The sequence below is a fragment of the Allobosea sp. genome, assembly GCF_030695125.1.
Classification (GTDB): domain Bacteria; phylum Pseudomonadota; class Alphaproteobacteria; order Rhizobiales; family Beijerinckiaceae; genus Allobosea.
The window spans coordinates 76,487-103,173 of the sequence record NZ_JAUYTP010000031.1 but is presented as its reverse complement, the minus strand read 5'-3'; the positions used below and the strand labels follow the sequence as shown (position 1 = coordinate 103,173).

General features: G+C 67.8%; 30 protein-coding genes. 13 read left to right on the top strand and 17 right to left on the bottom strand.

Features of this window, described 5'->3' with window-relative positions; genetic code table 11:
* Positions 1–171: 171 nt before the first annotated feature.
* The 5 genes from Q8S38_RS12435 to Q8S38_RS12415 are packed head-to-tail and all read right to left on the bottom strand — an operon-like array spanning position 172 to position 4,829.
* Positions 172–1,077 carry an allantoinase PuuE gene (locus Q8S38_RS12435; protein ID WP_305680735.1) on the bottom strand — a complete coding sequence of 302 codons (906 nt, stop codon included), beginning with the start codon at positions 1,075–1,077 and terminating at the stop codon, positions 172–174.
* Positions 1,077–1,877, bottom strand: a complete 801-nt coding sequence (locus Q8S38_RS12430; RefSeq protein ID WP_305680734.1) for an ABC transporter permease — start codon at positions 1,875–1,877, stop codon at positions 1,077–1,079. The genes Q8S38_RS12435 and Q8S38_RS12430 overlap by 1 nt, the downstream gene beginning before the upstream one ends.
* Positions 1,874–2,710: an ABC transporter permease gene (locus Q8S38_RS12425; protein WP_305680733.1), complete on the bottom strand. Its 837-nt coding sequence runs from the start codon at positions 2,708–2,710 to the stop codon at positions 1,874–1,876. Before Q8S38_RS12425 ends, Q8S38_RS12430 begins: the two co-directional genes overlap by 4 nt.
* Positions 2,707–3,777 carry an ABC transporter ATP-binding protein gene (locus tag Q8S38_RS12420; RefSeq protein WP_305680732.1) on the bottom strand — a complete coding sequence of 357 codons (1,071 nt, stop codon included), beginning with the start codon at positions 3,775–3,777 and terminating at the stop codon, positions 2,707–2,709. The genes Q8S38_RS12425 and Q8S38_RS12420 overlap by 4 nt, the downstream gene beginning before the upstream one ends.
* A gap of 2 nt (positions 3,778–3,779) precedes the next feature.
* Entirely contained in the window at positions 3,780–4,829 is a 1,050-nt protein-coding gene (locus Q8S38_RS12415) for an ABC transporter substrate-binding protein (RefSeq protein WP_305680731.1), read from the bottom strand.
* A 308-nt stretch (positions 4,830–5,137) separates the two neighbouring features.
* Here Q8S38_RS12415 and Q8S38_RS12410 point away from each other — a divergent pair, with 308 nt between their 5' ends.
* Positions 5,138–5,878: a GntR family transcriptional regulator gene (locus tag Q8S38_RS12410; RefSeq protein ID WP_305680730.1), complete on the top strand. Its 741-nt coding sequence runs from the start codon at positions 5,138–5,140 to the stop codon at positions 5,876–5,878.
* A gap of 118 nt (positions 5,879–5,996) precedes the next feature.
* Entirely contained in the window at positions 5,997–6,701 is a 705-nt protein-coding gene (locus Q8S38_RS12405; RefSeq protein WP_305680729.1) for a glutathione S-transferase N-terminal domain-containing protein, read from the top strand.
* A 6-nt stretch (positions 6,702–6,707) separates the two neighbouring features.
* On the opposite strand, the gene Q8S38_RS12400 is transcribed toward Q8S38_RS12405, so the two are convergent.
* Positions 6,708–7,289 (bottom strand): type I phosphoribosyltransferase, encoded by a 582-nt coding sequence (locus Q8S38_RS12400; protein ID WP_305680728.1) that lies wholly within the window; start codon positions 7,287–7,289, stop codon positions 6,708–6,710.
* A gap of 85 nt (positions 7,290–7,374) precedes the next feature.
* Between Q8S38_RS12400 and Q8S38_RS12395 the strand changes: the two genes are divergently transcribed.
* From Q8S38_RS12395 to Q8S38_RS12385, 3 genes are all read left to right on the top strand, one after another.
* On the top strand, positions 7,375–7,725 hold the full coding sequence (locus tag Q8S38_RS12395) for an ArsC family reductase (RefSeq protein ID WP_305680727.1): 351 nt from the start codon (positions 7,375–7,377) through the stop codon (positions 7,723–7,725).
* Positions 7,726–7,802: 77 nt separating this feature from the next.
* Positions 7,803–8,957 carry a tRNA guanosine(34) transglycosylase Tgt gene (gene tgt, locus Q8S38_RS12390; RefSeq protein ID WP_305680726.1) on the top strand — a complete coding sequence of 385 codons (1,155 nt, stop codon included), beginning with the start codon at positions 7,803–7,805 and terminating at the stop codon, positions 8,955–8,957.
* A 13-nt stretch (positions 8,958–8,970) separates the two neighbouring features.
* A complete protein-coding gene (locus Q8S38_RS12385) occupies positions 8,971–9,756 on the top strand; it encodes a hypothetical protein (RefSeq protein ID WP_305680725.1) in 786 nt (261 codons plus the stop codon).
* Here Q8S38_RS12385 and Q8S38_RS12380 read toward each other — a convergent pair.
* Positions 9,736–10,668, bottom strand: a complete 933-nt coding sequence (locus Q8S38_RS12380; RefSeq protein ID WP_305680724.1) for a DMT family transporter — start codon at positions 10,666–10,668, stop codon at positions 9,736–9,738. The two genes, Q8S38_RS12385 and Q8S38_RS12380, sit on opposite strands and share 21 nt — an antisense overlap.
* Before the next feature lie 206 nt (positions 10,669–10,874).
* On the opposite strand from Q8S38_RS12380, the gene Q8S38_RS12375 reads away from it, so the two are divergent.
* Positions 10,875–11,546, top strand: coding sequence for a hypothetical protein (locus Q8S38_RS12375; protein WP_305680723.1), 672 nt, complete (start codon positions 10,875–10,877; stop codon positions 11,544–11,546).
* A 4-nt stretch (positions 11,547–11,550) separates the two neighbouring features.
* Here Q8S38_RS12375 and eno read toward each other — a convergent pair whose 3' ends face one another.
* Entirely contained in the window at positions 11,551–12,834 is a 1,284-nt protein-coding gene (gene eno, locus Q8S38_RS12370) for a phosphopyruvate hydratase (protein WP_305680722.1), read from the bottom strand.
* A 242-nt stretch (positions 12,835–13,076) separates the two neighbouring features.
* Here eno and Q8S38_RS12365 point away from each other — a divergent pair, with 242 nt between their 5' ends.
* Entirely contained in the window at positions 13,077–13,202 is a 126-nt protein-coding gene (locus Q8S38_RS12365; protein WP_305680721.1) for a hypothetical protein, read from the top strand.
* Here the strand turns inward: Q8S38_RS12365 and Q8S38_RS12360 are convergent, their stop codons facing one another.
* Positions 13,203–13,430 carry a hypothetical protein gene (locus tag Q8S38_RS12360; protein WP_305680720.1) on the bottom strand — a complete coding sequence of 76 codons (228 nt, stop codon included), beginning with the start codon at positions 13,428–13,430 and terminating at the stop codon, positions 13,203–13,205.
* A gap of 273 nt (positions 13,431–13,703) precedes the next feature.
* On the opposite strand from Q8S38_RS12360, the gene queF reads away from it, so the two are divergent.
* Positions 13,704–14,159: a preQ(1) synthase gene (gene queF, locus Q8S38_RS12355; protein WP_305680719.1), complete on the top strand. Its 456-nt coding sequence runs from the start codon at positions 13,704–13,706 to the stop codon at positions 14,157–14,159.
* 31 nt (positions 14,160–14,190) lie between these two features.
* On the opposite strand, the gene Q8S38_RS12350 is transcribed toward queF, so the two are convergent.
* From Q8S38_RS12350 to kdsA, 3 genes are all read right to left on the bottom strand, one after another.
* Positions 14,191–15,675: a pilus assembly protein TadG-related protein gene (locus Q8S38_RS12350; protein ID WP_305680718.1), complete on the bottom strand. Its 1,485-nt coding sequence runs from the start codon at positions 15,673–15,675 to the stop codon at positions 14,191–14,193.
* 175 nt (positions 15,676–15,850) lie between these two features.
* Entirely contained in the window at positions 15,851–17,065 is a 1,215-nt protein-coding gene (locus Q8S38_RS12345; protein WP_305680717.1) for an MFS transporter, read from the bottom strand.
* Complete coding sequence (gene kdsA, locus Q8S38_RS12340) at positions 17,058–17,930, bottom strand: 3-deoxy-8-phosphooctulonate synthase (RefSeq protein ID WP_305680716.1); 873 nt, start codon at positions 17,928–17,930, stop codon at positions 17,058–17,060. Before kdsA ends, Q8S38_RS12345 begins: the two co-directional genes overlap by 8 nt.
* Before the next feature lie 357 nt (positions 17,931–18,287).
* On the opposite strand from kdsA, the gene clpS reads away from it, so the two are divergent.
* The 5 genes from clpS (at position 18,288) to Q8S38_RS12315 (ending at position 22,781) form a co-directional block, all read left to right on the top strand.
* Complete coding sequence (gene clpS, locus Q8S38_RS12335) at positions 18,288–18,629, top strand: ATP-dependent Clp protease adapter ClpS (protein ID WP_305680958.1); 342 nt, start codon at positions 18,288–18,290, stop codon at positions 18,627–18,629.
* A gap of 48 nt (positions 18,630–18,677) precedes the next feature.
* Positions 18,678–21,242: an ATP-dependent Clp protease ATP-binding subunit ClpA gene (clpA, locus tag Q8S38_RS12330; protein ID WP_305680715.1), complete on the top strand. Its 2,565-nt coding sequence runs from the start codon at positions 18,678–18,680 to the stop codon at positions 21,240–21,242.
* A gap of 7 nt (positions 21,243–21,249) precedes the next feature.
* On the top strand, positions 21,250–21,525 hold the full coding sequence (locus Q8S38_RS12325) for a hypothetical protein (protein WP_305680714.1): 276 nt from the start codon (positions 21,250–21,252) through the stop codon (positions 21,523–21,525).
* Between the two features lie 165 nt (positions 21,526–21,690).
* Complete coding sequence (locus tag Q8S38_RS12320) at positions 21,691–22,413, top strand: AzlC family ABC transporter permease (protein WP_305680713.1); 723 nt, start codon at positions 21,691–21,693, stop codon at positions 22,411–22,413.
* Positions 22,410–22,781: an AzlD domain-containing protein gene (locus Q8S38_RS12315; protein ID WP_305680712.1), complete on the top strand. Its 372-nt coding sequence runs from the start codon at positions 22,410–22,412 to the stop codon at positions 22,779–22,781. Before Q8S38_RS12320 ends, Q8S38_RS12315 begins: the two co-directional genes overlap by 4 nt.
* Positions 22,782–22,790: 9 nt before the next feature.
* Here Q8S38_RS12315 and Q8S38_RS12310 read toward each other — a convergent pair whose 3' ends face one another.
* From Q8S38_RS12310 to Q8S38_RS12290, 5 genes are read right to left on the bottom strand one after another with little or no spacing between them, the layout of a single operon-like run.
* Positions 22,791–23,219, bottom strand: coding sequence for an HIT family protein (locus Q8S38_RS12310; protein ID WP_305680711.1), 429 nt, complete (start codon positions 23,217–23,219; stop codon positions 22,791–22,793).
* 34 nt (positions 23,220–23,253) lie between these two features.
* Entirely contained in the window at positions 23,254–24,093 is an 840-nt protein-coding gene (locus Q8S38_RS12305) for a 2'-5' RNA ligase family protein (protein ID WP_305680710.1), read from the bottom strand.
* Positions 24,086–25,297, bottom strand: coding sequence for a GNAT family N-acetyltransferase (locus Q8S38_RS12300; RefSeq protein WP_371125876.1), 1,212 nt, complete (start codon positions 25,295–25,297; stop codon positions 24,086–24,088). Before Q8S38_RS12300 ends, Q8S38_RS12305 begins: the two co-directional genes overlap by 8 nt.
* Positions 25,294–26,073, bottom strand: coding sequence for a glycerophosphodiester phosphodiesterase family protein (locus Q8S38_RS12295; RefSeq protein WP_305680709.1), 780 nt, complete (start codon positions 26,071–26,073; stop codon positions 25,294–25,296). Before Q8S38_RS12295 ends, Q8S38_RS12300 begins: the two co-directional genes overlap by 4 nt.
* A complete protein-coding gene (locus Q8S38_RS12290) occupies positions 26,073–26,546 on the bottom strand; it encodes a RidA family protein (protein WP_305680708.1) in 474 nt (157 codons plus the stop codon). Before Q8S38_RS12290 ends, Q8S38_RS12295 begins: the two co-directional genes overlap by 1 nt.
* Positions 26,547–26,687: the final 141 nt, after the last annotated feature.

Sequence of the window (26,687 nt, the reverse complement as noted above, 5' to 3'; positions counted from 1 at the left end):
TCATAACCTAGCAAGCCCTCATCCTGAGGAGCCGCGGCACGCGGCGTCTCGAAGGATGATCCAGGAGGCTCTTGAACCATCTGGAGCATCCTTCGAGACACGCTCCTGCGGAGCGCTCCTCAGGATGAGGGCTCGTTCTATGCCCGCCCATGACGGGGCGGGCTTGAACATTCACCCTCTACCCAGCTCCGCCAGCCAGTGTCGCGCGATCGCGTCGCGCCGCGCGAACCAGACGCCGGGCTTCGACGCCGCATGCGCCAGGAAGCGCTCGAGCCCCCCGATCCGTCCGGGCCGGCCGATGATGCGTAAGTGCAGCCCGACCGACATCATCCGCGGAGCCGTGCCGCCTTCTTCATAGAGCCGGTCGAACGCATCGATGCAGTAGCGCGCGAAATCGTCGCTGAAGACGAAGCCACCGCCGCGCTGGAAACGCATGTCATTGGTGTCGAAGGCATAGGGCAGCACCAGATGCGGCCCGCCCTCGACATCGACCAGAAAGGGAAGGTCGTCATTGTAGGCGTTGGAATCATAGAGGAAGCCGCCATGCTCGCGCAGGAGCCGGCGGGTGTTGAGCGAGGTCGCCGAGCGCGTGTGCCAGCCGACCGGTGGCATGCCGGCGGCCTCCGTGATCGCTTCAACCGCGCGCGCGATCGCCTCGCGCTCCTGCGCCTCGTCCATATGGGCGTGGCGCTCCCAGCGCCAGCCATGGGCGGCGACCTCGTGCCCGTCGGCCACTGCCTCCTGCGCCAGCCAGGGCGAGAGCGCCACGGCACGGCCATTGGCGTTCAGCGTCGCGGCCACGCCGTATTGCCTGAGCAGCGCGCGGATGCGCGGCCAGCCGGCGCGCGGGCCATATTCGAAATGCGATTCCATGCAGAGATCGCGCACGCCAGTGATCTCCTCGACCACCTCGTAGACGCTCTCGTTGCGCTCGTCGCCCTGGCCGATCGAGAGCTCCGCGCCCTCCTCGACATTGACCACGACGGAGACGGCAAGCCGCGCGTCGTTCGGCCAGCGGATCTCAGGCGGGGTGTCGCCATAGCCGCGGAAATCGCGGTCGCTTTCGAGAGCCGCCATCAGAGATCGGCCATCCGACGTAGCCCCACCAGCCGGTCGCCGATGACGAGCACGGCGGCGGCGAGCAGGATCAGGAGCGCGGAGATCGCCGCGATCGTCGGATCGGGGCTTTCCTCGACATATTGCAGCATCTGGATGGGCAAGGTCTTGGTCCAGGCGTCGGTGAAGAAGATCGAGATCGGATAGTTATCCATCGACGCCAGGAAAGCGAACATTCCCGAGGTGAGGAAGGCCGGGGCGAGCGAGGGCACCAGCACCTTGAGAACAGCCTTGGGATAGGACAGCCCGAGCGTGCGGGCGGCGTCGATCAGCGTGAAGTCGAACAGTGAGAGCGCCGCATAGACGGTGCGCACCACGTAAGGCAGCGTGATCACGACATGGGCCAGGATCAGGCTGGCCCACACGTCGCGCAGGCCCGCCGCCCGGAAGCTCTCCAGCATCGCGATGCCGATGACGAGGCCGGGCAGCATCAGGGGCGAGACCAGGAAGGTGACGATGCCGTCGCGGCCGCGGAACTGGCCGCGCAGCAGGCCGATGGCGCAGAGCGTGCCGAGCCCAAGCGCGATTGCGGTGGACAGCGCCGCGAGCTGGACCGAGGTCGCGACGACCGGCCAGAGCTCGCGCGAACGGCCGAGCGCCTGGTACCAGCGCAGCGACCAGCTCGGCGCCGGCAGCGTGAAGACGGCGCTCGATCCGAACGACACCAGCACGGTGACGACCAGCGGCGTCAGCAGGAAGACCACCGTGAAGGCGGCCAGCGCCCAGACGACGGCCGAGGCGATGCGCTCGATGGCCGTCACGACGCGCCTCCCAGCCGCTTCGAGAGCGCGGCGCTGCCGACCACGACCGCCACTGTCAGCACGAGCAGGACAACCGCCGTCGTCGATCCCAGCTGCTCGTTGCGCATGAACAGGAAGGAGCGGCCCGTTAGCGTCGCCAGCGTCTGGAAACGGTCACCGATCAGCAGGTTGGGGATGACGTACATGGAGGCCGCCATCGAGAAGACGAAGGCGACGCCGGTGACGATGCCGGGCAGCGAGAGGGGCAGGGCGACCTTGAAGAAGCGGTAGAGCGGCGAGGCGCCGAGCGTCGCCGCCGCCTCGCCGAGCCGCGGATCGACCAGCTTCAGGACGGAATAGATCGGCAGGATCATGAAGGGCACGAAGACGTTGGCCGCGCCGATCACGAGGCCGGCCTCGGTGAAGAGCAGGCGCTGCGGCTCGCTCCACAGGCCCAGGCCCATCATCAGTTGCGAGACTACGCCGTCGCGCCGCAGCACGATCTGCCAGGCGAAGGCCTTGACCACGACGCCGACCGAGAGCGGCAGGATGATCGCCACCAGGATCAGCGCCTGCGCCGCGCCGCGCGCCCGCGCCAGCGCCAGGGCCGTCGGATAGCCGATCAGCAGGCACAGCAGCGTCACCAGCACCGCGATCCGCAGCGTGTTGCCGATCACAGTCCAGCTGAAGGGGTCGGACAGGAAGGCCACGAAGGGGGCGAGCGACGGGGTGCCGCCGTTGAGGATGCTGCGGCCGAGCAGCATCATCAACGGGACGCCATAGACGATGGCGAGATAGAGCACCGCCGGCAGCGCCAGCAGCAGCACCGGGTCCAGACGTCGCGACGCGCTCATGCCGCGGCGCTCGGTGCGGGGTAGACCAGCGTATCGTCGATCGCCCAGGACATCTTCAGCGACGTGCCGGGCCCCGCCGCGGCAGGCAGGGACGGCGTCTCGACCAGGATCTGCCCGTCGGGCGGGGCCTGGAAATGCAACTGCACCCGCGCGCCCTGGAAGGCGGCGTCCGCGAGCGGGGCCTCGATCCGGTTGGCGCCGCCATGGTCGAGCGCGATGCGCTCAGGCCGCACGCCGAGCAGGACGGGGCTGCCGGGCAGGAAGTGGCCCGGGCCGCGCAGCGGGCCGGCCTGCGTCGCCACCGTGACGATGCCGTCGGTGGAGTCGGTCACGGTGCCGGGAAGCCGCGTCGAGAGGCCGACGAAGCCGAGCGCGAAGGGCGTCGCCGGCTTGGCATAGATCGCGGCCGGCGTATCCAGCTGCTCGATCCGGCCGCGATGCATCACCGCGATCCGGTCCGACATCGTCAGCGCCTCGTCCTGGTCATGCGTGACGAAGATCGCGGTGGTGCCGACCTCGCGCAGCAGGCGCTTCAGGTCGATCTGCATGGTCTCGCGCAGCTTGCGGTCGAGCGCCGAGAAGGGCTCGTCGAGCAGCAAGAGCTTCGGCCCGACGACGAGCGCACGCGCCACGGCCACGCGCTGCTGCTGGCCGCCCGACAGCGCCTTGATCGAGCGCTCGGCATAGGCGCCCATCTGCACGAGATCGAGAAAACGCGCCACCGCCGGCGCGACCTCGCCTGAGGGCGCGCCGCGCGCCCGCAAGCCGAAGGCGACGTTCTCCGCCACCGTGAGATGCGGAAACAGCGCATAGCTCTGGAACACGACGCTGACGTCGCGCTTGTGCGGCGGCAGCCGGGTGATGTCCTGCCCGTCGAGCGCGACGCGGCCCTGGTCGGGCCGCATCAGCCCGGCCACGATCCGCAGCAGCGTGGTCTTGCCGCAGCCCGAGGGACCCAGCAGCGAGACGAACTCGCCGCGGTCCATCGACAGATCGACGCCGTCGAGCACGGTGGCGGCGCCGAAGGTCTTGGCCGCTCCCGCGACGGACAGGAAACCCTGGCTCATGCTCAGATCGCCATCTCGCGATCCCAGCGCTTGATCCAGTCGCCGCGCTGGGCCGCGACATTGGCCCAGTCGATCTGGTGGATCTTCACGTCGGCCCCGAGTCCCTCGGGCTTCGGTACCGCCTTGTTGGTGCCGATCGAGAAGGTCGGCCCGGCCAGCCGGTTCTGCAGCTCGGCGCCCAAGAGCTCGTTGACATAGGCGAAGGCGAGCTCCTGCTGCGGCGAGCCCTTCACGACCGCAATGCCCGACGGCATGGCGAAGACGCCTTCCTTCGGCGCGGCTAGATCAATCGGCGCGCCGGCCGCCTTGCGCTCCAGCGCATAGGACGACATCGCCGGCCCGATCATCCAGGCCTCGCCCTGCTCGAGCAGATTGAAGGCCTGCGGCTGCTGCGTATAGATCGTCAGCAGGTTCGGCTTCAGCGAGGCGAGCTTCTTGAAGCCGGCATCGGTGTCCTTCTGGACGCTCTCCATCGTCCCGCCCGCGAGCAGGCCGGCGACGAAGAGCGAGGGCAGGCCTTCCGTGTTTTGCAGCGAGGGAATAACGATGCGGCCCTTGTATTTCGGCTCGAACATCTCGGCCCAGGACGAGGGCGGGGTCTTCATCGCAGTCTTGCTGTAGGCGACGCCGAGCCAGGGCTGGAGGTAATTGGCCCACATGCCGTCCATATGGGTCGAGCCCGGCAGCAGATCGGCCATGTTCGGCGCCTTGGCGACGGTGAGCGGCTCCAGCAGCCCCTCCTTGACCGCCAGGATCATGACCGGATCGTCCATCTGGACGACCGACATGTAGGGCTTGTCCTTGTTCTTCTGCATCTTCTCGAGATTGACGAGAGACCGGGTGCCTTCGAACAGCACCTTGCAGTTATATTTCTTCTCGAACATCGGCACGACGGTCTGCTCGACCCAGGGCTTGTGCCCGGCGGCGCCGCCGATGACGAGCTCCTTCGTCTGGGCCCGCAACACCGAGGGAGCGGCGACCAGCGCCGTCGCGACGGCGCCACCCTTGAGGAGGGCGCGGCGGCTCGGCATGCCTGCGAACGGCTTATCCATGGTCGGACCTTTCGAACATTGGGCGCGCTCTCCAACGGCGCGGACGGGAACCGTTGTCAGCAACCCGCATGCCAGGACGGACCCCAAGTAAAAGTTGCGACAAAAATATATATATATAACAGATACCTATAGTCTTTCTCGGAATCTGTTCCTCGATTGGCCCCTGTGCTGCCCGAAGAGGCTCGGGCGTCAAATTTGTGCACAATCGCTTCCTGAATGTGCATAAAAATTGTCCCCACCAGTGGTAGGATAGGGCTCCGAGACGGCCGCCTCCGGCCGAGCCGGCTCTGCTGTCGAGACGAGCGGGAATGAACGAAGCGGCGATCCACACGATCCTCTCGCGCCTGCTGCTGGGGGGCTCGCTGCCGGGTGGCACCAAGCTCGGAGAGCATCGTCTCGCTGAGATCTTCGGCGTCAGCCGCGAGCGCGTCCGCAAGGTGCTGCACCGGCTCGGCCATGAACGGCTGCTGGAGATCGTCAAGAACCGCGGCGCCTTCACCATCGAGCCGGACCTGCGCGAGGGCAGGGTCGTCTACGAGGCCCGCCGTATCCTCGAAAGCGGCATGGTTGCCCATCTCGCGGATCATCTCAGCGAGGCGCAGCTCGCGCGGTTGCGCGAGCATGTCGACGCCGAGGGCGAGGCGCTGCGGCGCGGCGACCAGCCGACCTGGCTGAAGCTCTCGGCCGAGTTCCATTTCCTGCTGGCCGAGATGGTCGGCAACCCGATCGTCCAGCGCCAGGCTCATGAGCTGATCGGCCGGACGATCATGCTGGTGAAACGCTACGAGACGACGCTGGGCTCGGCCTGCGGCTGCGAGGAGCACCGGCTGATCTTCAAGGCACTGGCGGGCCGCGAGCGCGGCAGGGCGGTCAAGGCGATGAGCAGCCATCTCTCGCTGGTCGAGACGCGACTGCGCCCGATCGTCTGTGACGATGCCGGACCGTCGCTCGAGGCCTTGCTGGCGGAGGCTATCGCCGCCTTCCGGGCGGAGCAGGGCGAGGGGGCGAGCCCGCGCCATGAGGCGCTTGCGGCGCCCGCCCCGCGCTGAGCGCGCGGTCTCGATGCGCCTGGAGCGGCGCGGGCGCGATTGCGCGGCCGGGCGGCGCGACTATCTCCCGGTTGATCCGGCGCCCGTCAGCGGTGCCGTCCCCCTCCCGGAGCCCGCCATGGCAGACCTCTCCGCCTTCCAGATCACGCAGCGCTGGCCGGCCCAGCACCCCGACCGCATCCAGCTCTATTCGCTGCCGACGCCTAACGGCGTGAAGGTCTCGATCGCGCTGGAGGAACTCGGCCTTCCCTACGAGCCGCACACCATCAATATCGGTCAGAACGAGACCTGGGGCCCGGAATTCCTCTCCCTCAACCCCAACGGCAAGATCCCGGCGATCATCGACCCCGACGGGCCGGGCGGAAAGCCCTTCGGCTTATGGGAATCGGGCGCGATCCTGATCTATCTCGCCGAGAAGACCGGCAAACTGCTCCCGGCCGACCCCGCCGCCCGCTACGAGACGATCCAGTGGGTGATGTTCCAGATGGCCGCCGTCGGCCCGATGTTCGGCCAACTCGGCTTCTTCCACAAATTCGCCGGCAAGGACTACGAGGACAAGCGCCCGCGCGACCGCTATGCCGCCGAGAGCAAGCGTCTGCTCGGCGTGCTGGAAGCGCGGCTCACGGGTCGCGACTGGATCATGGGCGCCGACTACACCATCGCCGATATCGCGCTGCTCGGCTGGGTCCGCAATCTCGTCGGCTTCTACGGCGCGGGCGAACTGGTCGATTACGCGAGCCTGAAGGCCGTGCCGGCCTGGCTCGAGCGCGGCCTGGCGCGGCCGGCCGTCCAGCGCGGGCTCGAGATTCCCAAGCGGCCCTGATCCCGTTCAGCCTATGACAGGCTCCTGCGGTGGCACGGTCGCCACCGCATGGGTCGCGATGCCGGCCCGAGCCAGCAAGGCCCGGCCACCGAGCCCTTCGATCTCGAAGGCGAACAGCGCCTGGTCGCAATGCGCCCCGAGGTCGCGCAGCAATCCCGCCGCGGCGAGCACCGTCGCGCCGCTGAGCAGGCAATCGTCGATGAGGGCGATGCGCCGGCCGGAAATCTTCAGGCCTTTCGTGAGGGCCAGCCCATGCCCGATATCGTGGCTGGCGACGACGGTGCGGACGATGTCGGTCCGCAGCGAGCCCACCTTCCTGATGTGTATGAAGCCGAGGCCGCGGGCGCTGGCGACCGCCCCCGCAAGCGCCGCGCCCCCCAGATCGATGGCGGCGACGATGGTGACGTCATCGCGGAGCGCACTGACCAGCGCGGCCACGGCGCGCTGGATGACCGCCGCGTCCTCCGCCACGGTGTTGATGTCGGGGAAGTCGATGCCGGGGCGCGGATGAGCCTTCCAGCGCCGATGCGGCAGGCCGGTTCCACGCGCTTGGGGATCCGTGCTATCCGCGAGATCGAGCGTCGCCATGCAAAATCTCCTCGATTCCGGGAGCCTGGGCCGGGCAAAGGCGCGGGGCCGTCTGGCCGACGAATCCTCACCCATCGGGGCTGGCATGATCACCATCTACGGCATCAAGAATTGCGACACGATGAAGAAGGCGCGCACCTGGCTCGACGGGCAGGGCGTCGCGCATGCCTTCCACGACTACAAGGCGAGCGGCATAGACCGCGCCGCGCTCGCGCGCTGGGTCGGCGAGCATGGCTGGGAGACGGTGCTGAACCGGGCCGGCACGACCTTCCGCGCTTTGCCGGAGGCCGACAGGCAGGGTCTCGACGCCGACAGGGCGATCGCGCTGATGCTGGCCCAGCCATCGATGATCAAGCGCCCGGTTCTCGACCTCGGCGACCGCACGATCATCGGCTTCAAGCCGGAGATCTATGCGGCGGCGCTGGCGAAGGCCTGATGTTGCTCCAGCGCGGGTCGCACTTCCCTAATCGCCCGCGCTCCTCTACCTCGCAGCGCATGAACGAACAGCATCCCATGCCGTCGGACGCTCCCGCTCCTGCGACCGACTTCACCTTCCATCTCCACGCCCGCGACGGCGCCGCCCGGACGGGCGAGGTCCGCATGCCGCGCGGCGTCATCCGCACGCCGGCCTTCATGCCGGTGGGCACGGCCGCGACGGTCAAGGGCATGTATCCCGACCAGGTGCGGGCGCTCGGCGCCGATGTCGTGCTCGGCAACACCTATCACCTGATGCTGCGCCCGGGCGCCGAGCGCATCGCCGGGCTCGGCGGCCTGCACCGCTTCATGAACTGGCCGCACCCGATCCTGACCGATTCCGGCGGCTTCCAGGTGATGTCGCTCGCCAATCTGCGTAAGCTGACCGAGGAGGGCGTCGCCTTCCGCTCCCATATCGACGGCTCGAAGCACATGCTCTCGCCGGAGCGCTCGGTCGAGATTCAGAACCTGCTCGGCTCCGACATCGTGATGCAGCTCGACGAATGCGTCTCGCTGCCCTGCGAGGACGCCGTCGCCGAGAAGGCGATGCGCCTGTCGTTGCGCTGGGCGCAGCGCTGCAAGGATGCTTTCGGCCACCATCCCGGCCGCGCGCTTTTCGGCATCGTGCAGGGCGGGGCGGTGCCGCATCTGCGCGTCGAGAGCGCGCGCGAGCTCGCGGCGATGGACCTCAAGGGCTATGCGGTCGGCGGTCTGGCGGTCGGCGAACCGCAGGAGATCATGCTGGCGATGATCGAGACGGTCGAGCCGCATCTGCCGGTCGAGAAGCCGCGCTATCTGATGGGCGTCGGCACGCCCGACGACATCGTCCAGGCCGTCTGCCGCGGCATCGACATGTTCGACTGCGTGATGCCGACGCGGGCCGGCCGCCACGGCCAGATCTTCACCCGCTTCGGCCGGATGAACCTGAAGAACGCCAAGCACGCCGATGATCCGCGCCCCGTCGACGAGGGCTCCTCCTGCCCCGCCGCCAATGGCTGGTCGCGCGCCTATCTCCACCACCTCGTCAGGTGCGAGGAGATGCTCGGCAAGATGCTGCTGACCTGGATCAACCTGGCCTATTATCAGGAGCTGATGGCCGGGCTGCGCGCCGCCATCGCTGAGGGGCGGCTGGAGGATTTCGTCGCGCAGACCAAGGAAGGCTGGGCGAGGGGCGAACCCGCCGCCGTGCCGTGACCGATCTGCGCGCATGATCGATCCCTGGCTCCTGATGCTGGCCTTCAAGATGGCGACGGCGGCTGCGGTCGTCGTCGGCTGCTCGCTGCTGGCCGAGCGCAGCGGGCCGATGATCGCCGCGATGATCGCGACGCTGCCGATCTCGGCGGGGCCGGTCTTCGTCTTTCTGGCGCTGGAGCACGATCGGGCCTTCATCGCGCAGGGTGCGCTCGGCGGCATGGCCTCCAACCTCGCCAATGCGGGCTTGAGCCTGGCCTATGTGCTGCTGGCGCAGCGCTTCGGCACGCTGCTCTGCGTCGCGGCGGCGCTCACGGCCTGGGGCGCGACGCTTGTCCTGCTGCGCTGGCTCGAGCCGTCCTTCGCCGTCATGGTCGCCGCCACGATCGTCTTCTATGGCGGGCTTCATGCCCTGTTTCGCCCCTATCTGGCGGCCAGGCCGAAAACCCCGCCGACGCGGCCATGGTTCCTGATCCCGATGCGCGCGGCCTTCGTGGCGACGCTGGCGGGCACGGTGACGACGCTCAGCGCCCATGTCGGGCCGACCTGGTCGGGCTCGCTCGCCGCGCTTCCCATCGTCCTCACCAGCATGATGGCGATGCTCCAGCCCCGGATCGGCGGCCCTGCGACCGCGGCCGTCATCGCCAATGGTGCGCTTGCCCTGATCGGGTTCGGGCTGGCGCTGGCGTCGGTTCACCTGACCGCGGTTCCGCTGGGGTCGGCTTGGTCGCTGGGCTTGGCGCTGGCGATCTGCGTCGCCTGGAATCTCGGGTTGATGCGCCTAAGCCGGGCTGCGCGCTGAGCGCCGCCAGGAAGCGATGAACAGCCCGCCGATGATCAGGCCGATCCCGGCCACCTGCAGCCCGCTCGGGATCTCGCCCAGCACGGGAATGGCCAGCAGGGTGCCGATCACCGGAATCGTCGGAGGGAAGCGCCCGGCGACTGCCGGGCCCAGCCGCCGCGCCGCGACGCTCCACAGCCACAGGCCGAGGATGACGTTGAGCACGCCCTGGTTGATGCCGTGCAGAACGATGACCCACCAGGGCGCGACATCGAAGCCGCGGAAGAAGAACAACGCGTAGAACGGCAGATAGACCATGGACAGCACGGCGACGACGCTGGTGGCCTTCAGCGCGTCGAGCCGCCAGAGCTGGACCAGCAGCGGATACATCCCCCAGATCAGCCCGACGCCAACGAAGCAGAGGTCCCCGAACAGGATCGACGGGTTGGTGTGCGTCGTGCCGGCGATGCCGAGCGCGACCAGCCCTAGCAGCACCGCCACGATGCCGATGACGAGCTGGCGCGTGATGATCGCGCGGAACAGCACGACGCTGCCGATGATCGAGATCACCGTAACCAGCCCGGGCCCGATCGTCGCGCCATGGGCGGCGGGCGCATAGGTCACGCCCGTCAGGAGCAGGAAGCTCATCGGGAAGCCGCTCATGATGGCGAGCAGGATGCCGCGCCCCCAGCCGATGCCGTTGCAGGTCGCGGCGCCGCCCGCCAGGAAGCCGGGCAGGAGCAGAAGCCCGGCGATGCCGAAGCGCATGGCGAGCAGGTCATGCGAGGTCAGCCCGTTCAGAACCGCATGGCGGCTGACCACGAAGTTCGCCCCGAAGATCAGCATGGCGACCACCATGCCGCCAAAAGCCAGCCGCCAGAGCCGCCGGTCGCGAAGCTGGGTCGTGTCGGGCGGCGGCGTGATCGGATCCATCCGTCCGGTATCGCCCGATTGCAGGCGCGCCGTTAGCGCTGCCGCTGCATGGCGCCCGCGCGCGCCGTTCGCAGTCGCAACATCGGCAGCCGCGGATGGCGCCGGAAGCACTGCGAAACAATGCGTCGCAAAGGCACCTTGGTTCAGCCGTTCTGGCGCCGGGCCGCGAGGTTCTAACGGACGCCGTTCGAGGAGGATCTTCCGATATGACGGGTTCCGTTTTCAAGGCCGCGACCGGATTTCTGCGCGGCGTCGGTAGCCAGGCGGCTGTCTCGCTCGCTGCCTCTGCCATGGCGGCAGCGTTTCTGGCTCTGCCGGCCGGTCTGACCCTGCCGTTCTTCACCGGCGGGCAGGATGGCGGCAAGACGCAGGAGGCCACCGAGCGCTGGGTCTTGCCCGTCGCGCCCGACGGCAAGATCCGTGTGCGCCATCAGGATGCCGGCAGCGCAGAGGCGCCCCTGCGGGCAACCCATTTGCAGGGCCTGATCAGCCCGGCGGCCATCGTGATGCCGATGACGCTGGACTGGGAGCGGCCGACAGCCGCGATCGTGGCGCTGAAGCCGGACCGGTCGGTCCCCGGCGAAACAGCGGGCCGCGCCATGCAGGCACAGGCTTCCGTGCCGGCGCCGCCCCGCCGGCCCGTCATCGAGCGCGCCGTTGTGACGGTTGAGGCTGCGCCGCTCCCGATCGCTCCGGCCGTTCAGGCGGCTGCGGTCGAAGGCGACGCGCGGTCCCAGCCACCGCTGCGGCTGCTCGGCGTAACCGTGCCCACCCCGGTCGCCCGCGTCGGCGACGCGATGTCCGGGGCGGTCGGTATCGTCGGCGCGGCGGGCATCTGGACGCTGTCGCGCGCCTCCAGCCTGCTGCCGCGCCTGTGACGGCTCAGGCCAGGGCCTTCAGCGCGCTGCGGCCGGCATAGACCGCCTGGGCGCCGAGCTCCTCTTCGATGCGCAGGAGCTGGTTGTACTTCGCGGTCCGGTCCGAGCGGGCGAGCGAGCCGGTCTTGATCTGCCCGCAATTCGTCGCGACCGAGAGGTCGGCGATGGTCGAATCCTCGGTCTCGCCCGAGCGGTGGGACATCACGGCAGTGTAGCCGGCGCGCTGCGCCATCTCGACGGCCGCGAGCGTCTCGGTCAGCGAGCCGATCTGGTTGACCTTGACCAGGATCGAGTTGGCCGTCTTCTCCTTGATGCCGCGCGACAGGCGCGTGACATTGGTGACGAAGAGGTCGTCGCCGACGAGCTGGCACTTCGAGCCGACGAGGTCGGTCAGCGCCTTCCAGCCCTCCCAGTCGTCCTCGGACATGCCGTCCTCGATCGAGACGATCGGGTAGCTGCCGACGAGCTTGGCGAGGTACTTCGCCTGCGCCTTGGGATCGCGCGTTTTGCGTTCGCCCTCGTAAACGTAGGAACCGTCCTTGAAGAACTCGGTCGCGGCGCAGTCGAGCGCCAGCGCGATGTCCTCGCCCGGCTTGTAGCCGGCGGCCTCGATCGCGGACATGACGAAGTCGAGCGCGGCTTCCGCCGACTTGATGTTGGGGGCGAAGCCGCCCTCGTCGCCGACATTGGTGTTGTGGCCGGCGTCGTGCAGCTTCTTCTTCAGCGTGTGGAAGATCTCCGAGCCCATCCGCAGCCCCTCTGAGAAGGAGGGCGCGCCGATCGGCATGATCATGAATTCCTGGAAGTCGATCGGGTTGTCGGCATGGGCGCCGCCATTGACGATGTTCATCATCGGCACGGGCAGGACGCGGGCCGAGGTCCCGCCGACATAGCGGTAGAGGGGCAGGCCCGCCGCTTCGGCCGCGGCCTTGGCGACGGCGAGCGAAACGCCGAGGATCGCGTTGGCGCCGAGCTTGCTCTTGTTGGGCGTGCCGTCGAGCGCGATCATCGCCTCGTCGATCGCGACCTGGTCCTCGGCGTCCATGGCGACCAGCTGCTCGGCGATCGCGACATTGACGGCCTCGACAGCCTTCAGCACGCCCTTGCCGAGATAGCGGCTCTTGTCGCCATCGCGTAGCTCGACCGCCTCGTGCTTGCCGGTGGAGGCGCCCGACGGAACGGCGGCGCGGCCCATCGAGCCGTCCTCCAGCACGACATCGACCTCGACCGTCGGGTTGCCGCGGGAATCGAGGATCTGGCGGCCGATGATGTCGATGATCGCGGTCATGGAAGGGCTCCGTGGCGGGCACAGGGGAGGGTGTCAGCCGCGCTTCTAGCCAAGGGGCTTGCGCGCGGGAAGCCTCAATCGCGGGGGCAGGCGATGGTCGCGTCCTTCCCGGGTGCCGTGCGCGATGCCGGGGCGCAACGGCGTGTGCCCGACTCCGTCCCGGAATCGGGACGGCCCGACGAGGCGTGCGTCTTGCGGTTCTGCCGGTGCGGCCGCGAGGGCTGTTTCATCGGGAGACGACAATGTTCCAGATCATGTCCAACGGCCGCCGGCCCCCGCTGGCGCTTGTGCTGGCTTCGATCGCCGCGACCGTCACGTATTGGGTCGGGCTCTGCCTGGTGGCAGGAAGGCCGATCTGGTTCTGGTGATCAGGAGCGCTCTTGCGTGCGGACATAGCCCCCGACGAGGAAGCCGCTCTGCAGCGCGAAGAGATAACCCAGCCCGATCAGGATGCTGAACAGGCCGAGTTCGCCGCGCATCGCCAAAAGCACGATCATCACCAGTGTCGTGACGAGGCTTGCCGCGATGAGCCCGAAAGAGCTGCCGAACAGCCCGATCAGGATCCCCGACAGGAACAGGATGCCCGCGACGGTCATCGTGTGAAGGACGCTGCTCTTTCAGGGTAGGGGGAGATGTCGCCGGCCCTCGGTGCCAGCCGACGGCGGCTCCATCCGGCTTATCCTTGCGATGTGAGTCGGGTCAAATCCACTCGCGATGCCGTCCGGGGAAGCCATCTGGCGCCCGGCCCCGGTTCCGTTCGGGAGGCTGCCGGGCCGTGGCGGCTGGGCCTGCGTCATCGCAGCTCGCGAAAAGCCGTTTCCCCGGTTTCGTCCGATGCTCTAGAAGGCGCCAAACCTCAGGAGCCTGCGATGTCGCTCGACGCCTCGACCCTGCAGCTCGGTCAGCAGACCGGGTTGCCCACCTCGCCCGCAGAGGCGCGCCTCGACCGCGTGCCCAATCCGCACCAGGGCACGTCCTATCTGGCGCGATTCACCTGCCCGGAATTCACCTCGATCTGCCCGGTCACCGGCCAGCCGGATTTCGGCATCCTGGTGATCGACTATCTGCCCGGCGCATGGCTGGTGGAGTCGAAGTCGCTGAAGCTTTATCTCGCCGCTTTCCGCAACCACGGCGCCTTCCATGAGGACTGCACCGTCGGCATCGGCAAGACGCTGGTCGAGTTGCTCGCGCCGGAATGGTTTCGCATCGGCGGCTACTGGTATCCGCGCGGCGGCATCCCGATCGACGTCTTCTGGCAGACGGGCGAGCCGCCCAAGGGCCTCTGGCTGCCCGACCAGGGCGTCGCGCCCTATCGCGGGCGCTGACGGCCCCGGCCGGACGGCCGGGCGCCAAGCCTCACTGCGACAGGCGCAGGCTGGTCAGCGACTGGCCGATCGACTGGAAGGCGGCGGAGAGCGCAGCCGAGTCCGTCGCGTCGTAGTAATTGGCCGAACCGCTGGCGCAGCCCTGCAGCATGGTCTTGGCCGCGACGTCTGTCACCGCGAAGGCGACGGTGAACACCTCGATTTTCTTGGATTTTGCATAGTCGCATAGCTTCGATGTGTCGTTGTTGGTGGTCGTGACGTGCCCGGCGTTTGTCGCGTTCTGATGGGTCCCGTCCGAGGCCCTGAAATACATGGTGTTCGCGCCGTCCGTCATGAGCACCAGCGCCTTGCGCGGCATTTTGTTGGCGGGATCATAGGTCTTGCCTTCGGCGAAGGGCGCCGTCGGCGACAGCACGTTGACGCCCCAGAGCAGACCGGCAGGAATGTAGGTCGAGGGCTTGTAGCCGCCGATGTTGATGATCAGGTTATCGATAGCGCTGGTCAGCACGGTCTTGTCTGATGTCAGCGGTACGATTGGGTTAAGGCAGCGCTGGCTGGTCTCGGGAAATCCCAGGTATGGCGTCGTCGGCTCGCTGTCGTTCAGGCGCAGTTCTCCGGTCTTCCGTGAACGCACGCAGCCATACCACTTGTAGTTGGTATAAGTCGTCTTCTCAGGCGTCCCGCCGCTGCAGGACTGGTAGGGCGTCACCGGCTGCTGGACGCAGGTCTGCGGCGTGCAGTCATAGCTCGTGACGACGCCGTCGGTGGTCGAAGTGCAGGTCTTGGGGGCGCCCTTCGTGCAGACCTGCTTCGTCGAGACGGTTTTGCAGGTATAGGGCACGGCCGGCGTCGTTTTGGGGACCGAATAGTCGGCGGGAACCGACATCCAAGGCTGGCTGCGGTTGCCGACGCCGACATTGACGTAATCGGCGAAGGGAACGATCCCGATTTTCACATTCGTGCCACCCTGCGTGAGGATGGTGTTGATCAGGTTCTTGGCCGCGGATTTGAGCACCGTGATCTTGGAACCACCGCCGCCGGCGCTTTCCGACATAGACCAGGTGTTGTCGAGCACGAGCGCCATCTCGACCGTGCCGGTCACTTCCTTCACCGCAGCCGAGCGCGAGCTGTAGCCCATCGTCTTCACGCCGGCGATCGACATCAGCGACGTATCGAGCGCCCCGCTGGCCTCCACCGAGACGGTGCCGGTCGATTCCTCGAAGCCGAATTTGGTGATCTGGATGTTGCTGCCGTTCAGGTTGGCGGTGTTGGCGACGAAGAACTTGTTCGCCGCCGCCTGCATCGCGGTCGCGTCCTTGCTGGGCAGACGCGCCGCGGCCAGCGCGGCGGCGTCGGTCGCTGCCTGAAGCGAGGTGTGTTCCTTGGTCAGTCGGCCATAGTCGATCACGACGCCGGCCATGCAAACCAGCGCAACGCCTGCAATGGCAAACAGGGTGAGGGTGGCGCCGGACTCATGGCGCCTGAAACGGCGGGCAGGCCGAACAAACAGATCCATTGCGGACGGGCTCATCGCTGTATCTCTCTTGACGCAAAAGCCATGCACACCGTGACGCGCGCGGATTTTGGGCGCGTTTACTCACGACAGCGCAGGATTGACGTAGAGATATTGAGATTCCGTTCCGGTAACCGTCGAAACCTCGGTCTTTTCCGGAAAATGCGTCTGGGGCGCCTCAGGTTCGGCTGCCCGCGATCGGCATGATCCGCGGCGTGGCGTAGCCGAACACCGCGATCGCGACGGCAAACAGCAGGATCGCGGCGCTGTTGCCGAGCAGGTGCATGGCAAACCCCATGACCAGCGGTCCCGTGGCCTGGCCAAGGAAAAAGCAGCAGGCAAACAGTGCCATCGCCGAGCCCCGCGCCGTGGGCGCCAGTTCGGTGGCTTGCGCCTGGAAGGTGCCGTGCAGCAGGAAGAAGCCGAAGCCCTGCAGGGCAAATAGCGGGATCGCGCTCCACCATGGCCAGTCGAAGGCGAACAGGGCCAGTCCCAGCGCGCAGATCAGGCCGCCGGTGCGCGTCATCAGGGTCGGCCCCAGCCGCTCCATCAGGATCCGCGTCAGAAGCCCGTAGACGAGGCAGCCGAACCCCATGCCCGCAATGGCGAGCCCCGCCTGTGCGGGGCCCACGCCCGAACGCTCGAACAGGATGGCGGCGACATAGGCCGGGATGCCGAACAGCAGGATGCCCTCGACGATGACGAGGCCGTAGAGCAGTTTGGTGCGGGGGTTGGCGAAGACGGTCCGGTAGTTGGCCAGCGCCCCGGCGATGCTGAGGGTCTTCCGTGTCACGTTGCGGCGCGGTTTCAGCACGATCGCCACCAGAATGGCGGCAAGCGTCGCGACCAGCGCGGCCGCGATGAACGCCGCGCGCCACCCGGCCTGCGTCGCGATCAGGCCGGAGCAGGCCGAGCCCGACATCTGGCCGATGATCATCAGCACCAGGAAGCGGCCGAGCGCGATCTGCCGCTCCTGCATCGGCGCCCGGTCGCCGATCGCCGCCATCGCGATCGGGATGATGCCGCCCGAGGCGATTCCGGTGACGCCGCGCACCACGGCCATGATCTCGTAGGACTGCGACAGGGCAGCCAGGGTGGAAAACAGCGCCAGCGCCAGCAGGCAGATCAGGATCGTGCGGATCTTGCCGATCGCGTCGGCGATCGGGCCGAGAAAGGGTTGGCCGAGCGCATAGGCGAGCGAAAACCCCGTCACCATCATCACGATCTGCGGCACGCTGCGGCTGAATTCGCCGGCCAGCGTCGGGATCAGCGGGTCGATGATCCGCATCGTGAAGGTCGAAGCGAAGCCGCAGGCGCCGAGGACGAGGATGAGCGGGGTGAGCGAAGTGGGAGCCGGCGCGGGGGCCGGCGCCGGTGACGGCGTATCAGACATAAGCCAGCGTAGGCTTGGCCTTGGCTTTGGCAAGGCGATCAAAGCTTTGCAGCTCTGCAATCAGCGCAGGGAAGGCGGAGAGCGGCACCATGTTGGGGCCGTCGCAAGGGGCGTTGTCGGGGTCCTCATGCGTCTCGATGAACACGCCCGCGACCCCGACGGCGACCGCCGCCCGCGCCAGCACGGCGACGAATTCACGCTCGCCGCCGCTCGATGAGCCCTTGCCGCCCGGCTGCTGCACGGAGTGGGTGGCGTCGAAGATCACGGGCGCGCCGATCGTCTGCGCCATGATCGGCAGCGCCCGCATGTCGGAGACCAGGGTGTTGTAGCCGAAGGAGGCGCCGCGCTCGGTCACCATCACATTGGGGTTGCCGCTCTCGGTGATCTTGGCGGCGACATTGACCATGTCCCAGGGCGCCAGGAACTGCCCCTTCTTGACGTTGACGACGCGCCCGGTGCGCGCCGCCGCCACCAGCAGATCGGTCTGGCGGCAGAGATAGGCCGGGATCTGCAGCACATCGACGCATGCGGCCACCGCCGCGCACTGGCTCGCCTCATGCACGTCGGTCAGGACGGGCAGACCTGTCTGCTCCCGGATTTCGGCGAAGACCGGCAGCGCCGCCTTCAGCCCCATGCCGCGCTCGCTCTTGACGCTGGTGCGGTTGGCCTTGTCGAACGAGGTCTTGAACACGAGGCCGATGCCGAGCGACTCGGCGATCTCCTTCAGGGCGAAGGCCATTTCGAGCGCGTGGTCGCGGCTCTCCATCTGGCAGGGGCCCGCGATCACCGCGAGCGGCAGCCCGTTGCCGAAGCGGACCGGGGAGGCGAGGTCCGCGCCGACGGAGACGATGGCATTGGCGGTCATGGGAGGCATCTCCGTGGAGGTGAGGCGCCGGGCTTAGGTCCGGGAGGGGCGGCGGGTCAAGCCGCCGCTTCGGGGCGCCCCGCCGACCGGACGGCTGACGTTTGGGCATCGCTGTGCTCGCTTTTCGACGCTCCTTCGGGGTCCGCGCCCCTGCGACGGCGGCGAGTTGCGTTATCGTACCGAACGGGCTGGCGAAGCGACCACAAGGTCTGTAAATTCGCTCGCGAAGCACTATCTCGGTCTGGACACCAGGGATCGATCTTGAGAGCGACGGCAGCCACCACGATGCAGACGAGTGAGGCCAAAGGGGCGACCGACGCCAGGTCGGCGCCCTCCGCCTTCGCTCGCCCGCATGCGATGGCCGACCGCCCGCGCCGGGCCGCCCCGCCCAGCGATGGCGGGCGCGACGGCACCGGAACCGCCGTCCTCACCCGGACCCGGACCCGCAAGCCCAATCTCTACCGCGTCCTGCTCCTCAACGACGACTACACCCCGATGGAGTTCGTCGTTCACGTCCTCGAACGCTTTTTCCAGAAAGACCGCGCCGCCGCGACGCAGATCATGATGCATGTGCATCAGAACGGCGTCGGCGAGTGCGGCGTCTTCACCTATGAGGTCGCCGAAACCAAGGTGACCCTCGTGATGGACCTTGCGCGCAAGCACATGCATCCGCTCCAATGCGTGATGGAGAAGAAGTAGCGTTTTGAGTTCGCTCACCCTTTTGACATCGGAATAGGAGCGCAATCCGTGCCGAGTTTCTCGCGCAGTCTCGAACAGGCGCTTCACCGGGCTCTGGCGCTCGCCAATGAGCGCCACCACGAATATGCCACCCTGGAGCATCTGCTGCTCGCCCTGGTCGACGATCAGGACGCGGCGGCGGTGATGCGCGCCTGCAGCGTCGATCTCGACACGCTGCGGCGCAACCTCGTCGACTACATCGACGCCGAACTGGCCAATCTGGTCACCGACGGGCGTGACGATTCCAAGCCGACGGCAGGTTTCCAGCGCGTGATCCAGCGCGCGGTCATCCATGTCCAGTCGTCGGGTCGCGAAGAGGTGACCGGCGCCAATGTGCTCGTCGCCATGTTCGCCGAGCGCGAGAGCCACGCCGCGTACTTCCTGCAGGAGCAGGACATGACGCGCTATGACGCGGTCAACTATATCAGCCACGGCATCGCCAAGCGCCCGGGCGCCAGCGAGCCGCGCCCGATCCGCGGCGCCGAGGAGGAGCCCGAGCAGCAGCGCGATTCGCGCGCGGCCGACCCCGGCAACGACGCCGACAAGGACAAGAAGAAGAAGGAAAGCGCGCTCGACGCCTATTGCGTCAATCTCAACCGCAAGGCGCGCGATGGCCGGATCGACCCGCTGATCGGCCGCGAGGCCGAGGTCCAGCGCACCATCCAGATCCTCTGCCGCAGGCAGAAGAACAACCCACTGCTGGTCGGCGACCCCGGCGTCGGCAAGACCGCGATCGCCGAGGGCCTCGCCCTCAAGATCATCCGCGGCGAGGTGCCCGAGGTGCTGGAGGACGCGACCGTCTTCTCGCTCGACATGGGCACGCTGCTGGCCGGCACGCGCTACCGCGGCGATTTCGAGGAACGCCTCAAGCAGGTGATGAAGGAGATCGAGGCCCACCCCAAGGCGATCATGTTCATCGACGAGATCCACACGGTAATCGGCGCCGGTGCGACCTCGGGCGGCGCCATGGACGCCTCCAACCTGCTCAAGCCCGCGCTTGCCTCCGGCGGCCTGCGCTGCATCGGTTCGACCACCTACAAGGAATACCGCCAGTATTTCGAGAAGGACCGGGCGTTGGTGCGCCGCTTCCAGAAGATCGACGTCAACGAGCCTTCGATCCCCGATACGATCGAGATCCTGAAGGGGCTGAAGCCCTATTTCGAGGAGTTCCACAAGCTGCGCTACACCAACGACGCCATCAAGGCGGCGGTGGAGTTGTCGGCGCGCTACATCCATGACCGCAAGCTGCCCGACAAGGCGATCGACGTCATCGACGAGACCGGCGCCTCGCAGATGCTGGTGGTCGAGAGCAAGCGCAAGAAGACGATCGGCGTGAAGGAGATCGAGGCGGCGATCGCGACCATGGCGCGCATCCCGGCCAAGACCGTCTCGAAGGACGATGCCGAGGTCCTGCGCAATCTCGAGACGACGCTGAAGCGCACGGTCTACGGCCAGGAGAAGGCGATCGAGGCCCTGTCCTCCTCGATCAAGCTCGCCCGCGCCGGCCTGCGCGACGGCGAGAAGCCGATCGGCTGCTATCTCTTCGCCGGCCCCACCGGTGTCGGCAAGACCGAGGTCGCGCGCCAGCTGTCGGTGTCGCTGGGCGTCGAGCTCGTGCGCTTCGACATGTCGGAATATATGGAGCGCCACACCGTCTCGCGGCTGATCGGCGCGCCTCCGGGCTATGTCGGCTTCGACCAGGGCGGCCTCCTGACCGACCAGATCGACCAGCATCCGCATTGCGTGCTGCTGCTCGACGAGATCGAGAAGGCCCATCCCGACCTGTTCAACATCCTCCTGCAGGTCATGGACCACGGCAAGCTGACCGACAACAACGGCAAGCAGGTCGATTTCAGGAATGTCATCCTGATCATGACGACCAATGCCGGCGCCGCCGACATGGCCCGCAACGCCTATGGCTTCACCCGTCAGAAGCGCGAGGGGGACGACACCGAGGCGATCAACAAGCTGTTCGCGCCGGAATTCCGCAACCGGCTCGATTCGGTGATCTCCTTCGGCCATCTGCCGAAGACGGTCGTTGCCCGCGTCGTCGATAAATTCGTGCTCCAGCTCGAGGCGCAGCTCGCCGACCGCAACGTCACGATCGAGCTCTCAGACGAGGCGCGCGAATGGCTGGTCGAGCATGGCTATGACGAGGCGATGGGCGCGCGACCGATGGCCCGCCTGATCCAATCGACGATCAAGACGCCGTTGGCCGACGAGGTGTTGTTTGGGCGCCTCAAGAATGGCGGCGCGGTCAAGGTCGTGGTCGTGCAGTCGGAAACCGGCATCAAGGTGCTCGGCCTCGAATTCCCCGACGGGCCGGTCAAGCCCAAGCCCGAGAAGGATGTCGCGGCCGCCGGCGAAAAGCGCGAGCGCAAGCCCCGCGCCAAGGCCTCTGCCGCGGGCAAGCCGGCCACCGACGCCCCGCGCCGCGGCCCTGCCGCGGCGGGTGGCAAGCCCGGCAAGGGCGATGGCGGCGGCAAGGGTGATGGTGGCGGCAAGGGGCCCGAGGCGCCCAAGGCGCAGCGTCCGGTCCGGTCCGTCCCCAAGGTCCCGCTGACGAAGGCTTGAGACCGTGTTGTTCAGGCGCAAGACCGATACCCTGCTCGCGCATGGGGCCGAGCCTGCGCCGGAGCAGGCTGCTCCGGCGCGAAAGCAGAAACTGAGCTGGTTCGAGAAGCGCGACCGGCGCCGGCGTCGGCGCAAGGTCTTCGAGGAGGTGCTCGGCTGGATCTTGGTGCCCGCCTTCATCTACCTGATCTATCTCGGTGTGAAGGCGATCGGCGGCATCCCCAAGGAGCTGATCGACTTCGGCAACGAGTTGATCGGCATCGTCTTCAAGGGCGCGCGCTGAGACGCGATCGACCGTTCCGCAGCCATTGCGACCGACGCAATCCCGTAGGCTCGTCACCGGGGCTCGGTCTTGCGCCGCGGACGCGTTAGGAGAGGGCGATGGCTCGCCCTGAACGGGGCCGGCTGATCCCCCCGGAAGCCGAGCCGCCCGCGTGCTGATCCCATCATGAGCGTGTCCGTCGAGTGGAGTTCCTGGCGCGTGGCGCTGGCCGGGATGCGCGACGCGCTGTCGCTGCCGGCCTGGGTCGTCGGCTTCGGCCTGATCGGCGTCGGCTCGCTGGCGCGCGACGTCGGCTATCCCGTCGAGGTTGCCGTGCTGTCGACCATGCTGGTCTGGGCCGGCCCCTCCCAGGTGATCTTCTTCGCCTCGATCGCGGCCGGCGCAGCCTGGAGCGCGATCGCGATTGCCGTCGGTTTCGCCTCGCTGCGCTTCCTGCCGATGACGGTGGCGATCCTGCCGCTGCTGCGCCGCCCGGGCCAGAGCGTCTGGATGCAGCTGTTGCTTGCGCATTACGTCGCCGTGACCGCCTGGACGGAAGGGCTGCGGCGGCTGCCGCATGTGCCGCCGCCGCAGCGGGTCGCCTATTTCCTGGGGTTCGCCAACACCTGCATGGCGACGAGCTCGATCGGCACCTTCCTCGGCTATTACCTGATCGGCGCGCTGCCGATCCCCTTCGCCGCCGGCTTGCTCTGCCTGACGCCGATCTTCTTCCTCGCATCGCTCACGGCGGGCCTGCGCCATCGCGGTGATGCGGCCGCGATCATGCTCGGCCTTGTGCTGGCGCCGATCTGCGACCGCTTCATCGGCGGCGGCTTCGACCTGATCGTCGCCGGGCTGATCGCCGGGACGATCGCGTTTGCGCTGCGGCCGAAGAAGGCTGCGCCATGACGCCCGTGATCACCCAGCCGATCGCCTGGCTCGACGGTCCGCTCTGGCCCTATCTGGCGCTGGTTCTCTTCGCAGTGCTGCCGACCGAGATCTGGCGCTGGCTCGCGGTGGCGTTTTCGCGCCGGATCGACCCGGATTCGCCTGCGCTCGAATGGGTGCGGGCGGTGGCGACCGCGCTGCTGGCGGGAATCGTCGCCAAGCTGATCGTGTCGCCGCCCGGCGCGCTCGCCGCCGTGCCGCTGGCGCTGCGCGTCGGGGCGCTCGTGGTCACGCTCGCGATCATGCTGTTCGACCGGCGGCGGGTCCTGCTGGCGGTGCTGGCGGGGGAGGCGACGCTGATCGGCGGCGCCTACTGGCTGCTGGCGTGAGCCGCCCGTTCAGAGCGCCTGCAGAGCGGTCCTGATCTTTTCGGCATTCGCCGCCAGAACCTCCGGCTTCTCCATCGCACCGGTGTGGGGCCGCAAGCTCAGCCCGTCATGGCGCGGCATGACATGGACGTGGAGGTGAAAGACCACCTGTCCGCCCGCCGCCTCGTTGAACTGTTGGATCGTCACGCCATCGGCATCGAAGGCTGCGGTGACCGCGCGGGCGAGCTTTTGCGTCGTCAGCGCCACGGCCTGCAGGGCGTCAGCGGGAGCATCCAGAACATTGCGGCAGGCCGCCTTCGGGATCACCAGCACATGCCCGTCGGCACGCGGCATGATGTCCATGATCGCCAGCGTCTGCGCGTCTTCATAGACGGTCTGGGACGGCAGCTCGCCGCGCAGGATCCTGGCGAAGACATTGGCGGGGTCATAGGCGGTCATGCGCAATCCAGGGCAGGTGAGGGTGGGGGCGGCTTCAGCCTGTCGCGAGCGGGCCGGTTCCGTCAAGGCCGCCCTTGTGGGCCGGACCCGGAGCGCCGCCATGCAGCGGCAGAACGGCCGCGATCTCCGCATCGAGCACGAGGTCGTCGCAGGCGCCCAGAATCTGAAGGTCCCGCACCGTCCAGCGCAGCAGCGGCACGTCCCACCAGCGCCCGATCAGATCCGACAGCGCCGCGGTCTCGCGCGCAGCGAGATCATCGGTTAAATTGTAGAGCCCGACCAGATAGAGGTCGCCCGCCGGGCGGCCGAACGCCGCCTGAATCGCATGGATCGGGTTCGATCCGTCCCGCTTTTCGGGATAGACCCGCAGATAGAGCCGGCCGAGATTGACGTTGCCCGAGAAAAGCCCGCGCAGCTCGACTTCAAACGGCCCGATCTCCGCGATCGCCTGGACTATGGCCGCGCCGATGGCCGGCGCGTCTGCGGTCGACAGCGTGCCGCACAGCGTCGCATGCAGCCGGTCGGCCCGTCGCGGCAGGATGTCCCAAGCGATCTTGTCCGCGAAGGGCGCGCGCCGCATCGCGCCGTCGAGCTGGAGGAAGGCTTCGGACTGAGCCAACCCCGCGCCATCGACCGGCAGCACCAGCGAGAACACGCGCGGATGTCGGCCCATCTCGTAGAAGCGGCCGTCCTGCCGCGCGATCGCGCCGGGATGGTCAGGCGCGACCAGTGGGAGATGCGCGAGCCGGTAAGGCTCGTCGAGCCTGAGCGCGGCGCCGTCCGCGAAAACGGTGCGGCTGCGCCGATAGCCCAGCTCATCGTCGCTGCAGAAGGCGAGCGGCCGGGCCGCCGCCGTGCTGCGGTCCTCACTCATGCGAGTCGCCGGCCTTGCGGAACGGGCTCTCGGCCGCGAGCGCCTCTTGCGCCTGGGCGATCTGCTGCCGCTCGCTTGTGAGATAATGCGCCACCGCGCGCGCCAGGCCCGGATCGGCCAGGTGATGCAGCGAGCGGGTGAGCACGGGTCTGTAGCCGCGCGCGAGCTTGTGCTCGCCCTGCGCGCCGGCCTCGACGCGGGCGAGCCCATGGGCGATCGCGTAATCGATGGCCTGATGGTAGCAGAGCTCGAAATGCAGGAAGGGGTGGTCCTCGACGCAGCCCCAGTTGCGGCCATAGAGCGTGTTGGCGCCGCGGAAATTGATCGCTCCGGCGATATAGCGCTCCTCGCGCCTGGCCATCACCAGCACGATGCGCTCGCCCATTGCCGCGCCCACGGCCGAGAAGAAGGCGCGGTTGAGATAGGGCCGGCCCCATTTGCGCGCGCCGGTATCCTCATAGAAGGAATGGAAATCATCCCAGACCGCTTCGGTCAGGCCGTCACCGGAGAGAACCTCGACCGTGATCCCGGCCGACAGCGCCTCGCGGCGTTCGCGCTTCAGCGCCTTGCGCTTGCGCGAGGCCAGCGTCGCCAGGAAGTCGTCATAGGTGGCGAAGCCCTCGTTCTGCCAATGGAACTGCAGGTCGTGGCGTTCGAGATAGCCCGCCTCGCGCAGGCTCGCGATGTCGGGCTCCTGCGCAAAGGTGACATGGATTGAAGACGCTTCGGTCTGGTCGCGAAGGGCGTCCAGCCCCGCGATCAGCCCGGCCCGCGCCTCGTCCGCCCGAGGCCCATCGGCGACCAGAAGGCGCGGCCCCGTCGCCGGGGTGAAGGGCGCCGCGACCTGGATCTTGGGGTAATAGCGCCCGCCCGCCCGCTGATAGGCGTCGGCCCAGCTGTGGTCGAAGACGTATTCGCCCTGGCTGTGGCTCTTCAGGAAGCTCGGTGCGGCGGCGAGCAGCCTGTCCTCGCCATCCTCGACCAGCAGATAGGCCGGCGACCAGCCCGAGCGCCCGCCGACGCAGCCGCTCTCCTCCAGCGCGCGCAGGAATTCATGGCTGACGAACGGATTGGCGCGGTCGTGCCCGGCCGGCACGCTCGCGATGGCGGGCGGATGGGCGCAGGCGTTCCAGGCATCGGCCGGCACGGTCTTGAGCGAGGTCGCGACGCGAACCCGCAGGCCGCCGTCCTCGCCACTGCTCAAGGCGTGAAGCCCTCGAACACGATCTGGTCGGCATGGCGCGCCGCCATCTCGCGGTCGGCTGGCGTGCGCACCGTCCAGCTCATCAGCGGCAGGCCGAGCGCGGTGCGGCAGAGATAGGGCGCGGCGCTCTGCAGATCGACGACCTTCCACGATACGAAATCGGGCCGGCTCTCGCCGAAATGCAGCAGGTTCGCCATCGCGTGGCGCTTGCCAGCATCGAGATGGGCATAGTCGGGATAGGAATAATCGTTCATCGCGACGATGCCGCGCGGGACCGCGGGAGCGAGATCGCGCAGCGCCGTGACGATGTCCGGATCGAACGACTTGAACACGATCGGCTGGCCGCTGCGGCCGGCGACGATCTCGGCGGCGCGGCGGGTGAGGGCCAGGTCACCGTCGAAGCGGCTCTTGATCTCGATCACGACAGGCACACGTCCGGCGATCAGGTCGAGGAAGGCCGAGAGAGTCGGAATCCGCGCCTGGCTGCCCTTCAGGGCGATCGCGGCGAGGGCTTCGGCCTTGACGGACGAGACGGCGCCGGACTGCCCGGTCAGCCGGTCGAGCACGAAATCATGGAACACCATCGCCTCGCCATCGGCGCTGAGCTGGACGTCGCATTCGATCCCGAATCGCCCGGCGATGGCGGCCTCTGCCGCCGGGATGCTGTTCTCGATCACGCCCGAGGCGACATCATGCAGGCCGCGATGCGCGATCGGCCGGGCGATCAGCCAGTCGAGGCCGGAATGGGCGTGGTCGTGCAGGGGGCGGTCGCGCATCAGGCGATCTCGAACATCGCTTCGACCTCGACGGCGGCATCGGCCGGGAGCTGCGCGACGCCGATGGTCGAGCGGGCGTGGCGGCCCTTGTCCCCGAGAACGTCCACCATGAGGTCCGATGCGCCGTTCATGATCGCCGGGAGCGCGGCGAAATGCGGCGCGGCATTGATGAAGCCGCCCAGGCGCACGCAGCGCGTGATCCGGCTGAGATCGCCGTTCAGCGCGGCCTTGGCCTGCGCCAGGACGTTGATCGCGCACAACCGCGCCGCTTCGAGCCCGGCCTCGTTGAAGATCTCGACGCCGAGCTTGCCCTTGTGGGCGTCGGAGAGCTTGCCGTCGAGCCCGAAGCAGAGCTGGCCCGAGATCACCAGCAGATTGCCGGTGATCACGGACGGCACGTAGTTCGCGATCGGCGCGGCCGGCGTGGGCAGGGTGATGCCGAGTTCGGCGAGCTTGGTATCGACGGCATTCATCTGGGCAACTCCACCGGGGGCTGCCGTCGCATGGCATCACGCGCATCGACGGCAAAGCCACGCTTCCTGCAGGTGTCTTTCATGGCCGATGCCCGGCGCGCCCGCAAGCGCGGCCATGCGCCACGCAATCCGCTCGTACGA